The following is a 12,661-nucleotide window of genomic DNA, read 5'->3' on the forward strand; positions in this document are numbered from 1 at the left end:
TCGGCGTTACTTGCCGATACAGAATCGGCTGAAAATCACTCCGAGGAGATCGTCCGAGCTGAACTCACCCGTGATCGAATTCAACTGATCCTGCGCGAGCCGCAATTCCTCGGCGAACAGATCGAGTGCCTGCGCGTTCTGCTCCGCATGCGCGGCAGCGGTCGCCAGATGCTCGTCGGCCGCACGCAATGCAATCAGGTGACGCTCGCGCGCGAGATAGACGCTCTCCGCGCCCGCCTGCCAGCCGGCAATCCGCAGCAGTTCGTCGCGCAACAACGCGACGCCGTCACCCTTCTTCGCCGAGAGCCGCACCTCGCTGAGTTCGAGATCGGCGTCGAGCGCCTGCGTGGCGGGCGCGAGTTCGGTCAGGTCGGTCTTGTTCAGCACACGCACGACCGGCACTCCGCGCGGAAAACGTCCGGCGATCGTTTCGTCGTCGGTCGTCATGCCGGCGCGCGCGTCGAGCAGATGCAGCACCACGTCCGCGCGCTCGATCTCGCCCCATGTACGCTCGATGCCGATCTTCTCGACCTCGTCCTCGGTGTCGCGCAGGCCCGCCGTGTCGATCACGTGGAGCGGGATGCCTTCGATCTGGATTGTCTGCGCGACCTTGTCGCGAGTCGTGCCGGCGATCGGTGTGACGATCGCGAGTTCGGCGCCAGCGAGCGCATTCAGCAGCGACGACTTGCCGACGTTCGGCTGCCCCGCCAGCACGACCGACAAACCCTCGCGCAGCAGCGCTCCCTGGCGTGCCTCGCTCAGCACATGCGCGAGACGCTCGCGAATGCGCGCGAGCTTGCCGCGCGCGTCGGCGGCTTCGAGGAAGTCGATTTCCTCTTCCGGGAAGTCCAGCGTCGCTTCGACCAGCATCCGCAGCGTGATCACCTCTTCGACCAGCGCGTGGATGTCGCGCGAGAACGCGCCGTCGAGCGAGCGGCCGGCTGAACGCGCGGCGGCCTCGGTGCTCGCCTCGATCAGATCGGCGACGGCTTCGGCCTGCGCGAGGTCGAGCTTGTCGTTCAGAAACGCGCGACGCGTGAATTCGCCGGGCTCGGCGAGCCGCAGGCCGAACGCGCGGCCGGCGTCGATGCAGCGCTGCAGGACCAATTGCAGCACGACCGGCCCGCCATGGCCCTGCAGTTCGAGCACGTGCTCGCCGGTATACGAATGCGGCGCCGGAAAGTACAGCGCGATGCCGCGGTCGAGCGGATTGCCGCTCGCGTCGAGAAACGGCACGTAGCTCGCGTGACGCGCCGCGAGCGTCTGGCCGGTGAGGGCCTGCATCAAAGGCTGGGCCGCCGCCGCGCCGGCACGGCCGAACGAAATCCGCACGACGCCGATGCCTCCCCGGCCGGGCGCGGTAGCAATGGCAACGATGGGATCGGAGTCGGTCGTGTGCATGTGAAGTCTGCGAAACGGGAGGGGAAGGGCAGGGCCGCGTTGGTCGAGTCGGCGCGAGGCATTGTAACGCGCGCGCTTCTGACGAAAGGGCTCGCGGGAAGGACACGAAGCGGGTGACGCGTCTGTTTTCGCTATCGCTTGAACATCTCAGATTTATCTCAAGTAAGCTAGGATTATTATCGCGCTACTTAAGAATAATTGAGACTCGGCAGCACCTGCTGTTCAGGCAAAGCCAAGCCAGTCAATAAAGAGATGAAAAAAATCGAATTCGGGCAACGCTTTATCGGGCGCACGCTGCAAGCTAAAACTATCTCAAATAAGAGAAAACAAAGCTTGGTCGGTTGTCAACTGGTCGAACGCTGAATTGCACAATCTGGCCCATGCCGACCGACAAAGAAAAAGCCGCCTTCGCCAAGAGGCTGAAGGATCTGCTCGAGCCGCTGAAAATCCGCGGCGGGACGAAACTCGCCGAGCAGTTCAATCTTCGCTATCACGGCGAGCGTCCCGTAACACCCCAGACCGCGCACAAATGGCTGACGGGTACGACGATTCCGAAGCCGGACAAGTTGCGCACGCTCGCCGAATGGTTGAACGTCAACGAGCACTGGCTCCATTACGGACCGCCGCCCGGCGCCAGCGCACGGCCGATGGCCCGTGGCGAAAAATATCCGCCGACACCCGAAACGATCGAGCTCGCGTCGAAGATTGCATCGTTGACCCCAAAGGATCGGAATCTGGTCGAGGAAATGATCGTGCGCTTTTACGGCGAAGATTCCGACGAAGAGTGAACGTCGAAAACCGTCGCATTTGCTTCGACCGCACCATGAAAAAAGCCGCCCGGTTCGCGCCGGGCGGCTTTTCGTTTTCAGCTTTGCGACGCAATATCAGGCCGGCTTCGCCTTCGAAGTGCCCATCATCCGCGTGATGTAGTACTGCTGCGCGATCGACAGCACGTTGTTCACGACGTAGTACAGCACGAGACCCGCGGGGAAGAAGAAGAACATCACCGAGAACGCGATCGGCATGAACATCATCATCTTGGCTTGAACCGGGTCTGGCGGCGTCGGGTTCAGCTTGGTCTGCAGGAACATCGATACGGCCATCAGCACCGGAAGGATGAAATACGGGTCCTGCTGCGACAGATCCTGAATCCACCAAATCCACGGCGCGCCGCGCATTTCCACCGACGACAGCAGCACCCAGTACAGCGAGATGAACACCGGAATCTGGATCACGACCGGTAGACAGCCGCCGAACGGATTGACCTTCTCGGTCTTGTACAGCTCCATCAGCGCCGCGTTCATCTTCTGCGGATCGCCCTTGAAGCGCTCGCGCAGTGCCTGCATGCGCGGCGTGATCGCCTTCATGCGCGCCATCGACTTGTAGCTCGCGGCCGACAGCGGGAAGAACACCGCCTTGATCAGCAGCGTGAGCAGCACGATCGACCAGCCCCAGTTGCCGACGTAGCTGTGGATCTTCGACAGCAGCCAGAACAGCGGCTTCGCGATGATCGTGACCCAGCCATAGTCCTTCACCAGATCGAGGCCCGGCGCGATGCCCGCGAGCATCTGCTCTTCTTCCGGACCGGCGAACAGACGCGCGGACACGCTGACGGTCTGGCCCGGCTGGATGGTCGGCATTGCCTGCTTCATACCGACGCGATACAGCGACGGATCGATCTTCTCGGCGTAGAAGTCACGCTTCACGCCTTCCTGCGGAATCCAGGCCGACGCGAAGTAGTGCTGGACCATCGCGACCCAGCCGTCGTTGGCCGACGCCACGAAGTTCTGCTTGTTCTTGTCGAGATCGCTGAACGTCATCTTCTGGAAGTGATGCTCGTCCGTGTAGACGGCCGGTCCGATGAACGTGTGCGAGAAGCGCGGCGTTTCGACCGGCTGGTCGTCGCGCACGAGTTCCATATAGACCTGCGGCGTCACCGGCGAGGTGCCGACGTTCTGGACCTTCGTCTCGACGCCGATCACGTAGCTGCCGCGCGTGAAGGTGTACGTCTTGATGACCCGGAGGCCGCCCTTTTCCGGCGACTCGAAACTCATCTGGAACGAGTTCTGACCTTCCGCCAGCTGGGTCGGCTGATTCGGCATCAGCGTGAAGACGTCGTTGTGATTCGGGAAGTCGCCGCCGAGCAGGCCGGTGCGTGCGAGATACGTGTGGCTGTTGGTCTTGTCGAACAGCGTAATCACGAGATCCGGCTGCTTGCCGTCGCCCTGCTTGATGAGCGACAGGCGCGACAGTGTGCCGCCGCGGGTGTCGATTTCGCCGGTGTAGACGTCTGTGCCGAACTTCACGAGATGCGATTGCTCGGCCGCCGGCGCGTTGCCGGGCGCGGCCGCGTTAGTGGCCGGCAGGTCGGCCGGCTGGGTGCCCGGCGTCGTGGTGCCCGGCGCGGCAGTGCCGGCGGTCTGGGTTGGCGTCGTGCTCGGGAAGAACATCGACGGGCGTCCGTGGTCGCGTTGCCAGTTGTCGAACAGCATGACAGCTGACATAAAAAAGATGACCCATAGGACGGTGCGTTTGATATCCATGCGTTGTCTCAGTGTCGATGGAACGGCGCGTCAGCGCTTTTCAGAAGTGGGTGGCGGGACGAGATCGATGCCGCCCGCGGAAAACGGGTGACAGCGGCAAACACGCCTCACGGCGAGATAAGTCCCGCGCGCGGCGCCATGATACTGGATTGCCTCGCGCGCGTAATCAGAGCAGGAAGGGTAAAAACGGCACCGGTTGCCGAGCATGGGGCTCACGGCAAGCTTGTAAAAACGCAATAAAGCGAGAAGTACCGTTTGCATGGCAGATGCGGCCGTACGGCGCCGCGCAACGTGGAGTACCGGGCGACGCCCGCGCCCTGTAGCTGCCGGCGCAACGCCCGTTGCGGCGACCGCTGTGCGGGCGGTCACTGCGTCATTCCGTCCTGGGCGCCTCCGCGGGCGGCGCCTGACGACGGGTAATTTCGCGCGCTGCCTTGTCGAGCAACGCCTCGATTTCGCTGCGGCACAGCGCCTTCAACGGCGGCGATGCCGCGCTCGGCAAAGCTTTTTTGTCGAAACGCGTGTGTAGACGCAGCAGCACATCCCAACCGCCGAATTCCGCGCGACGCAGCCGGAAGGCTTCACGCGCAATCCGACGCACCAGATTCCGCGTGGCCGCGCGCGGCGCATACTTCTTGCCGATCACGAGGCCAAGACGCGCCTCGTTGCCGGTGGGGCGACCGTACACGACGAAGTGCGCGGTACGGCGCCACGGCCGCAAACGAAAAACGGATGAAAATTCATCCGTTTTTAGCAGCCTTGCGGCTTTGGGGAAGGCGGCTTGCGCTCGCAACGGAACCGAGCCCGGTTGCTGCGCCCCGGCCGCTCCCGCTTCGCCGCGGGCTTCGGTCACAGCGCGCAATCCGCTTGCCTTAGATCGCGAGGCGCTTGCGGCCCTTCGCGCGACGTGCGTTGATGACCTTGCGGCCGCCAGCGGTCTTCATGCGAACGCGGAAGCCATGGGTGCGCTTGCGACGGGTAACGGAAGGTTGGTAAGTACGTTTCATGTTGCTCTCACTTGATCGAAAAAAACCGCGCGATCATCGCTGAAAGCGCAATGGCCGGTGGTTTACTGGAATTGGTTTTCGCGGAACCCGCTATTTAAACTGGTTTTCCGTTGGCCGTCAATAGTTTAGCCTGCTTCCGACGCAGCCGGGGTTTGCCGGGCGCGGTGATCGGACCCTGTGGATAACTCACTTTCGGGTCCGTTTTGGCGTTAGAATCTCGCCTTACTTCCCAAAAATGTTGCACGTCGCTCCGGCACGCTTGTCCCGCAGACCCTTGTGGCACAAGCGCCTGGGGCCGTTACGCCTGGCTGCTCAGGGCCTTGTTGCGGGCGCGCGACAGGGGCAGCGGCGACCGCCGTGCACACCATAACGATAGCAACTTGATGAACGAATTCTGGCAACACTGTTCCGCATTGCTGGAGCGTGAGCTTACGCCCCAGCAGTACGTGACGTGGATCAAACCCTTGGCCCCGGTCGCCTTCGACGCCGATGCGAACACGTTGAGCATTGCCGCGCCGAACCGCTTCAAGCTCGACTGGGTCAAGAGCCAGTTCTCCGGCCGCATCGCGGATATGGCCCGCGATTTCTGGCACGCGCCGGTGGACGTGCAATTCGTACTGGATCCGAAAGCCGGTATGCGCGGCCCGGCGGCCGCTGCGCCGACTCCGTCGTCGGCGCGCCCGGCTTCGACCGCGCCGCAAGGCGGTAATGCCGGCGGCGTCGCAGCCGTGGATGCCGCCGTTGGCGCCGTGCAGGCCGCGCATGCCGCGCGCGCGAATCCCGCAGCCGCGGCAGCGGCGCTCGCCGCGCAAAACGCGAATCCGCGCAGCGCCGCCGAAGACGCCGCCGACCTCGATCTGCCGAGCCTCGACGCGAACGAAGCCGCCGCTGGGCGCCGCACGTGGCGGCCGGGCCAAGGCGCGGGCGCGGCGGCAACCAGCGAAAGCGACTCGATGTACGAGCGCTCGAAGCTGAACCCCGTCCTGACCTTCGACAACTTCGTGACCGGTAAGGCGAATCAGCTCGCCCGCGCTGCGGCGATTCAGGTCGCCGACAATCCCGGCATCTCGTATAACCCGCTGTTCCTGTACGGTGGCGTGGGCCTCGGCAAGACCCACCTGATCCATGCGATCGGCAACCAGTTGCTGATGGACAAGCCCGGCGCGCGGATTCGCTACATCCACGCGGAACAGTACGTGTCCGATGTCGTGAAGGCGTACCAGCGCAAGGCGTTCGACGACTTCAAGCGCTACTACCACTCGCTCGACCTGCTGCTGATCGACGATATTCAGTTCTTTTCGGGCAAGTCGCGCACACAAGAGGAATTCTTCTACGCATTCGAGGCGCTGGTCGCAAACAAGGCGCAGGTGATCATCACGAGCGATACGTATCCGAAGGAAATCTCGGGTATCGACGACCGCCTGATCTCACGCTTCGACTCGGGTCTGACGGTGGCGATCGAGCCGCCCGAACTCGAAATGCGCGTCGCGATTCTGATGCGCAAGGCGCAATCGGAGTTCGTGAGCCTGAACGAGGACGTGGCGTTCTTCGTCGCGAAGCATCTGCGCTCGAACGTGCGTGAGCTCGAGGGCGCGCTGCGCAAGATCCTCGCGTATTCGAAGTTCCATGGCCGCGAAATCACGATCGAACTGACCAAGGAAGCGCTGAAAGATCTGCTGACGGTGCAGAACCGGCAGATCTCGGTGGAAAACATCCAGAAGACGGTCGCCGACTTTTACAGCATCAAGGTCGCGGACATGTATTCGAAGAAGCGTCCGGCGAACATCGCGCGGCCGCGGCAGATCGCGATGTACCTGGCGAAGGAACTGACGCAGAAGAGCCTGCCGGAAATCGGCGAGCTGTTCGGCGGGCGCGACCACACAACGGTGCTGCACGCTGTGCGCAAGATCGCCGACGAGCGCAGCAAGGACGCGCAGTTGAACCACGAACTGCACGTGCTGGAACAGACACTGAAGGGCTAAATGGGCTGGCCGCACGCGACTGCGAAACAGACGGCGGCCCAATCGCTGTGACATAGAGAAACGGGCAGGGGACCAACAACCCGGCGGCGCAGCCGGGTCCTGACGGGGAATGGCAAGGAACGCGACGGCAAGCGGGCAGAAGCGACGCAAAAACGCGGCGAACCCGCGATGAATTTGCGGTGGAACCGGCGCGGAGTGGCGGAAAAACGCGCCTGCGAACCGGTAGCGCCGGGCAGCGGCGTGAAAAACCGTCGGCAACCCGGACTACGTCCCGCAAAATCGACCTGTTTATTCCCGAACTCGCCCCCATTTTAGTGAGGCGGTCCCGTTTTCAGGCACAATACAGGTTTAACCGCCCGGCGGCGACGGGCGGATTTCACGCCGTGTCGGGCGCTTTTCAGGGCGCCGGCGGGGAGCCGTGGCTGTACGCTGAAATGCTTGTCCCGTAAGGCGTGCAGGCCGTTATATCAACGAAGGAACCCTATGCAACTGGTCAAGACCGAACGCGACAACCTCCTCAGGCCGCTGCAAACCGTGAGCGGCATCGTCGAACGCCGCCATACGTTGCCGATCCTCGCCAATTTGCTGATCACCAAGAACGGTCCTGACGTATCGTTCCTGTCGACCGACCTCGAGTTGCAGATCACCACGCGCGCCGATTTCGGCGTGGGTGGCGATTCGGTCGCGACCACGGTGGCGGCGCGCAAGCTCCTCGACATTCTGCGCGCCATGCCCGACGGCCAGGTCACGCTGACGTTGAACGACAAGCGCCTGACAGTGCAATCCGGCAAGAGCCGCTTTGCGCTGCAGACGCTCGCCGCGGACGAATTCCCGACCGTCGCTCAGGCTAAAGACTACGGCGCGAGCCTCGTGGTTCCGCAAAAGACGTTCCGCCAGTTGCTCGGCATGGTCCATTTCTCGATGGCCCAGCAGGACATCCGCTACTACCTGAACGGCATGCTGCTGGTGGTGGACGGCGATCAGCTGATGGCGGTCGCGACCGACGGCCATCGTCTCGCGTTCTCGTCGATGAAGATCGAGGGCTCGTTCGCGCGCCAGGAAGTGATCATTCCGCGCAAGACGATTCTCGAACTGCAGCGCCTGCTCGAAGACATCGACGACACGGTCAAGATCGACATCGCGCAGACCCAGGTCAAGTTCACGTTCGGCCAGGTCGAACTCGTGTCGAAGCTCGTGGAAGGCAAGTTCCCCGACTTCCAGCGAGTGATTCCGAAGTCCCACAAGAACAAATTCCAGATCGGCCGTGAAGAACTGCAGCGCTCGCTGCAACGTGCGGCGATTCTGACGTCGGATAAGTTCAAGGGCGTGCGCTGCATCGTCGAGCCGGGCCAGTTGAAGATCATGTCGACCAACGCCGATCAGGAAGAGGCGCAGGAAGAACTGGAAATCGCATACGACGGCGACAGCGTCGACATCGGGTTCAACGTCACGTATCTGCTCGACGTGCTCGCGAACCTGAAGGTCGACATGTTGCAGGTGAGCCTGGGTGATGCCAGCTCCAGCGCGTTGATCACGATTCCCGAGAACGACGAATTCAAGTACGTGGTGATGCCGATGCGCATCTGACGCGTCCAACATCAAGAAGAACACCAAGGGGCGCAGCGCCCCTTTGGCGTTTTTATGGCGTTTTGAAAAGTCCAGAGCAGCAATCTCGCAGTAACGCAGAACCGGAAAAAATCCATGACTGACATGAACAATACGCAGCCCGATAATAGCTACGGCGCCTCGTCCATCCAGATCCTCGAAGGTCTGGAAGCCGTGCGCAAGCGGCCTGGAATGTACATCGGGGATACATCGGATGGCACCGGTCTGCACCACCTCGTGTTCGAAGTGCTCGACAACTCGATCGACGAAGCGCTCGCCGGGCATTGCAACGACATTCAGGTGATCATCCACGCGGACAACTCGATCTCGATCACCGACAACGGCCGCGGCGTGCCGACCGGCCTGAAGATGGACGACAAGCACGATCCGAAGCGCAGCGCCGCCGAAATCGTGATGACCGAGCTGCACGCCGGCGGCAAGTTCGACCAGAACAGCTACAAGGTGTCGGGCGGCCTCCACGGTGTCGGCGTGTCGTGCGTCAACGCGCTGTCGGCGTGGCTTCGCCTCACGGTGCGCCGCGACGGCAAGAAGCACTTCATGGAATTCCACCGTGGCGTGCCGCAGAACCGCGTGCTCGAAGAAATCGACGGCGTGACCACGTCGCCGATGCAGGTGATCGGCGACACCGAAAACCGCGGCACCGAAGTGCATTTCATGGCCGATGACACGATTTTCGGCAACGTCGAATATCACTACGACATTCTCGCGAAGCGGATTCGTGAGCTTTCGTTCCTCAATAACGGCGTGCGGATTCGCTTGCTCGATCAGCGCTCGGGCAAAGAGGAAGATTTCGCGTTCGTCGGCGGCGTGAAGGGCTTTGTCGAGTACATCAACAAGAACAAGTCCGTGCTGCACCCGAACATCTTTCACATCATGGGTGAAAAGGATGGTGTGGGCGTCGAAGTGGCGATGCAGTGGAACGACAGCTACAACGAAAACGTGCTGTGCTTCACGAACAATATTCCCCAGCGCGACGGCGGCACGCACCTTACCGGTTTGCGTGCGGCGATGACGCGCGTGCTTAACAAGTACATCGCCGATCACGAAGTCGCGAAGAAGGCGAAGGTCGAAACGTCGGGCGACGACATGCGTGAAGGGCTGTCGTGCGTGCTCTCGGTGAAGGTGCCGGAGCCGAAGTTCAGCTCGCAGACGAAGGACAAGCTGGTGTCGTCGGAAGTCCGCGCGCCGGTGGAAGAAGTAGTCGCGAAGGCGCTCGAGGAATTCCTGCTCGAGACGCCGGGCGACGCGAAGATCATCTGCGGCAAGATTGTCGATGCGGCGCGTGCGCGCGATGCGGCGCGCAAGGCACGTGAGATGACGCGTCGAAAGGGTGTGCTCGATGGCGTTGGTTTGCCTGGGAAGCTCGCGGATTGTCAGGAAAAGGATCCGGCGAAGTCGGAGATTTATATCGTCGAGGGTGACTCGGCGGGTGGGTCGGCGAAGCAGGGGCGTGATCGGAAGTTCCAGGCTATCTTGCCGCTGCGCGGTAAGGTGCTCAACGTCGAGAAGGCGCGCTATGACAAGCTGCTTTCTTCCGAGCAGATCGTTACGCTGATTACCGCGCTTGGATGCGGCATCGGCAAGGAAGACTACAACCTCGACAAACTGCGTTATCACCGCATCATCATCATGACCGATGCTGACGTTGACGGCGCGCACATCCGGACGCTGTTGTTGACGTTCTTCTATCGGCAGATGCCGGAGATGATCGAGCGCGGGTATATCTATATCGCGCAGCCGCCGCTGTACAAGATCAAGGCGGGGAAGGATGAGCGGTATCTGAAGGATGAGTCGGAAGTTAATGCGCATATTCTTCGGCTCGCGTTGCAGGGGTCGGAGTTGGCGGCTTCTGAAGGTGCGACTCCGATCACTGGGGATGCGCTCGGTGAGTTGGCTCGGTCGTATCTGTTGGCACAGGCGGTAGTTGATCGGTTGAGCCGACTGTACGACGCTGGCGCGCTCGAGGCGGTGATGGATGGCGTCGCTGTCGACCTCTCCAGCGAGCAGGCGGCCGAGGCTTCGGCTCGCGCGCTCGAAGCGAAGCTGCGGGATGATGCGCTGAAGCCCGATGTGACCGTGACCACGATGTATGACCCGGTGCGGGAACTGCGCTCGCTGCGCGTCGCGCGCACGCATCATGGGAATCAGAAGATTTCCGTGATCGATGAAGAGTTTCAGCTGACTGCCGATTATCAGCAGCTTGTTAATACCGCTAATACGTTTAAGGGGTTGATTGGGGCTGGCGCTGTGATCAAGCGCGGGGAGCGGAGTATGGCTGTCACCGACTTCAAGAGTGCAATGAAGTGGTTGCTGGCCGACGCTGAGCGGAATATGTCCAAGCAGCGCTATAAAGGCCTCGGTGAGATGAATCCTGAGCAGCTTTGGGAGACGACCATGGATCCGCAAGTGCGGCGTCTTCTTCGGGTGCAGATTGAGGATGCTATTGCTGCTGATGGCATCTTTACTACGCTTATGGGGGATGATGTGGAGCCGCGTCGGGCTTTCATTGAGTCTAATGCGCTTAGGGCGGGGAATATTGATGTTTGAAGTGGAGGATTGGCCGGGCCGATGATTTAACCGGCGATCGGTGTTTGTCCGGGCCTGCAAGTTGGAAGACTTGCAGGCCCTTTCTTTTTTGCCGCCATCGCATGCCTAAGGGAGAGGCGCTACGATATTCGTCGCTACAAAAAATGACGTTAGGTTAACCTCCAACTTATCCACATCGCCCTCTGGACAACTCCTGTAAAAGCCGCCGAACACGTTGTGGGCGAAACCTTGATAAAGCCTCAGCGTTTACGGGTCGATAAAAAATTTTCCCTGGCTCCGTTAACCTGTCCGCGCGCGCTCCCAAGGGTTATCGATTCCGCAGCGCGTTGATCCGTAAACGAACTTCCAAGTTATCCACAGCCGAACGCATCACTTGTTAACTATTACTACGTATACATATACAAACTCTATAAAAACAGAGAAGCAAGCCGGAATCCGCGCACCGTATGCGCACACAACGGCAGCAACATCCCAGCCACGCGCCCCTCACGCCAACGGCAAACAAATCTCCGTAACCAACTCCGCCGGCGCCGTCTCCTTGGGACTATTCAAATACTCCTCAAACACCGGCGCATCTGCTGCCTCTCGTCCAGACTGCACGAGCCAGGTCCCATATATCCACTCATAAGCCGCCCGCATATCGCTATACGGCCCAACATGCCGCAACACCGCATACTCCCCACCGCGTATACGCGTGACAGAAACCGCCCCACCCATCCCAACAGCCCGTGCCGCCTCAGCCATCACCGGCCCCGGCAACAACACCCCCGCCTTCGACCGCAAGGCAGCTTCCTCGACCACCCCCGGATCATCGAAGTAAACTCCGATCATCCGCATCTGCCCCGCAAGCAGATTATGTTTCCCAAGCCACCCAAACAACGCATCAAAAGCCTTGCCGATCTGCATATAAGGCCCGACATGATCGACCGACAGAATCTCCATCGGCTCCACATAACGAATCACGACCTCACGAATCGTCGTCATCTGATCGTCTCCTGAGAGCGCCGGCCGAAACCGGCTATGAGTGCCTTTCTTTCGATACTCCGCCGGCGGCACACCAAACACCGCGCGAAACGTCCGCGAAAACGATTGCAAACTGCTATACCCCGCACGCTCGGCGATCTGAGCAATCGGCATCGAACTATTCGCAAGAAACCCCGCTGCGTGATGCAACCGTAAGCGCCGCACGGTGGTCGCGACCGTCTCGCCATACATCGCCTGATAGATCCGGTGCCAGTGATATGGCGACAAACAGGCAATCTCCGCCAGCCGTCCGATATCGAGCGGTTCGTCGAGGTGATCGTAGATATGGTCGAGTACGCGTGCGAGTCGCGTTTCGTATCGAGCCCGTTGATCTGATTCGTGCATGACTGACTGGACCGCAGAAAATTGGCGCGAGAGGATGCGAACAAGGTACCACGCTGGCGCATGCCAGCCGTTTACCAAAACCTGCGGATTTAACGTAGTCCGCGACAAGCGGATTAAGCACCTGTTGACCGCGCGATGCGCGCGCACAAACGGAAGTGCCCGGCGCAGCCCCGGTAGGCAGCCAACC

10 protein-coding genes are annotated in these 12,661 nt (G+C 61.0%); 4 read left to right on the forward strand and 6 right to left on the reverse strand.

Annotation, left to right across the window (positions count from 1 at the left end; translation table 11 throughout):
• Positions 1-6: 6 nt before the first annotated feature.
• Positions 7-1,401, reverse strand: a complete 1,395-nt coding sequence (mnmE, locus tag AB3X95_RS26365; protein WP_368622953.1) for a tRNA uridine-5-carboxymethylaminomethyl(34) synthesis GTPase MnmE — start codon at positions 1,399-1,401, stop codon at positions 7-9.
• Positions 1,402-1,781: 380 nt separating this feature from the next.
• On the opposite strand from mnmE, the gene AB3X95_RS26370 reads away from it, so the two are divergent.
• A complete protein-coding gene (locus tag AB3X95_RS26370) occupies positions 1,782-2,189 on the forward strand; it encodes an XRE family transcriptional regulator (protein WP_368584819.1) in 408 nt (135 codons plus the stop codon).
• Positions 2,190-2,285: 96 nt separating this feature from the next.
• Here AB3X95_RS26370 and yidC read toward each other — a convergent pair whose 3' ends face one another.
• From yidC to rpmH, 4 genes are all read right to left on the reverse strand, one after another.
• On the reverse strand, positions 2,286-3,944 hold the full coding sequence (gene yidC, locus AB3X95_RS26375; RefSeq protein ID WP_176109866.1) for a membrane protein insertase YidC: 1,659 nt from the start codon (positions 3,942-3,944) through the stop codon (positions 2,286-2,288).
• A 30-nt stretch (positions 3,945-3,974) separates the two neighbouring features.
• A complete protein-coding gene (gene yidD / locus AB3X95_RS26380; RefSeq protein WP_013091032.1) occupies positions 3,975-4,205 on the reverse strand; it encodes a membrane protein insertion efficiency factor YidD in 231 nt (76 codons plus the stop codon).
• Positions 4,206-4,317: 112 nt separating this feature from the next.
• Positions 4,318-4,806 carry a ribonuclease P protein component gene (locus AB3X95_RS26385; RefSeq protein ID WP_368622954.1) on the reverse strand — a complete coding sequence of 163 codons (489 nt, stop codon included), beginning with the start codon at positions 4,804-4,806 and terminating at the stop codon, positions 4,318-4,320.
• Positions 4,807-4,816: 10 nt separating this feature from the next.
• Positions 4,817-4,951, reverse strand: a complete 135-nt coding sequence (gene rpmH, locus AB3X95_RS26390; RefSeq protein ID WP_004198824.1) for a 50S ribosomal protein L34 — start codon at positions 4,949-4,951, stop codon at positions 4,817-4,819.
• Between the two features lie 383 nt (positions 4,952-5,334).
• On the opposite strand from rpmH, the gene dnaA reads away from it, so the two are divergent.
• The 3 genes from dnaA (at position 5,335) to gyrB (ending at position 11,106) form a co-directional block, all read left to right on the forward strand.
• On the forward strand, positions 5,335-6,933 hold the full coding sequence (gene dnaA / locus AB3X95_RS26395; protein ID WP_217710764.1) for a chromosomal replication initiator protein DnaA: 1,599 nt from the start codon (positions 5,335-5,337) through the stop codon (positions 6,931-6,933).
• A 483-nt stretch (positions 6,934-7,416) separates the two neighbouring features.
• The gene (gene dnaN, locus AB3X95_RS26400; RefSeq protein ID WP_176122385.1) at positions 7,417-8,520 is read left to right on the forward strand and encodes a DNA polymerase III subunit beta; all 1,104 of its coding nucleotides are present in this window, start codon (positions 7,417-7,419) and stop codon (positions 8,518-8,520) included.
• A gap of 114 nt (positions 8,521-8,634) precedes the next feature.
• A complete protein-coding gene (gene gyrB / locus AB3X95_RS26405) occupies positions 8,635-11,106 on the forward strand; it encodes a DNA topoisomerase (ATP-hydrolyzing) subunit B (protein WP_176367351.1) in 2,472 nt (823 codons plus the stop codon).
• Between the two features lie 486 nt (positions 11,107-11,592).
• Here the strand turns inward: gyrB and AB3X95_RS26410 are convergent, their stop codons facing one another.
• On the reverse strand, positions 11,593-12,474 hold the full coding sequence (locus AB3X95_RS26410; RefSeq protein ID WP_368622955.1) for a GyrI-like domain-containing protein: 882 nt from the start codon (positions 12,472-12,474) through the stop codon (positions 11,593-11,595).
• Positions 12,475-12,661: the final 187 nt, after the last annotated feature.

The organism is Paraburkholderia sp. BR13444 (assembly GCF_040948755.1).
Lineage (GTDB): Bacteria > Pseudomonadota > Gammaproteobacteria > Burkholderiales > Burkholderiaceae > Paraburkholderia > Paraburkholderia youngii.

Coding starts and splice junctions, on each gene's coding strand:
- mnmE (WP_368622953.1), bottom strand. CDS start 1,401: ATGCACACGACCGACTCCGATCCCATCGTTGCCATTGCTACCGCGCCC.
- AB3X95_RS26370 (WP_368584819.1), top strand. CDS start 1,782: ATGCCGACCGACAAAGAAAAAGCCGCCTTCGCCAAGAGGCTGAAGGAT.
- yidC (WP_176109866.1), bottom strand. CDS start 3,944: ATGGATATCAAACGCACCGTCCTATGGGTCATCTTTTTTATGTCAGCT.
- yidD (WP_013091032.1), bottom strand. CDS start 4,205: ATGCAAACGGTACTTCTCGCTTTATTGCGTTTTTACAAGCTTGCCGTG.
- rpmH (WP_004198824.1), bottom strand. CDS start 4,951: ATGAAACGTACTTACCAACCTTCCGTTACCCGTCGCAAGCGCACCCAT.
- dnaA (WP_217710764.1), top strand. CDS start 5,335: ATGAACGAATTCTGGCAACACTGTTCCGCATTGCTGGAGCGTGAGCTT.
- dnaN (WP_176122385.1), top strand. CDS start 7,417: ATGCAACTGGTCAAGACCGAACGCGACAACCTCCTCAGGCCGCTGCAA.
- gyrB (WP_176367351.1), top strand. CDS start 8,635: ATGACTGACATGAACAATACGCAGCCCGATAATAGCTACGGCGCCTCG.
- AB3X95_RS26410 (WP_368622955.1), bottom strand. CDS start 12,474: ATGCACGAATCAGATCAACGGGCTCGATACGAAACGCGACTCGCACGC.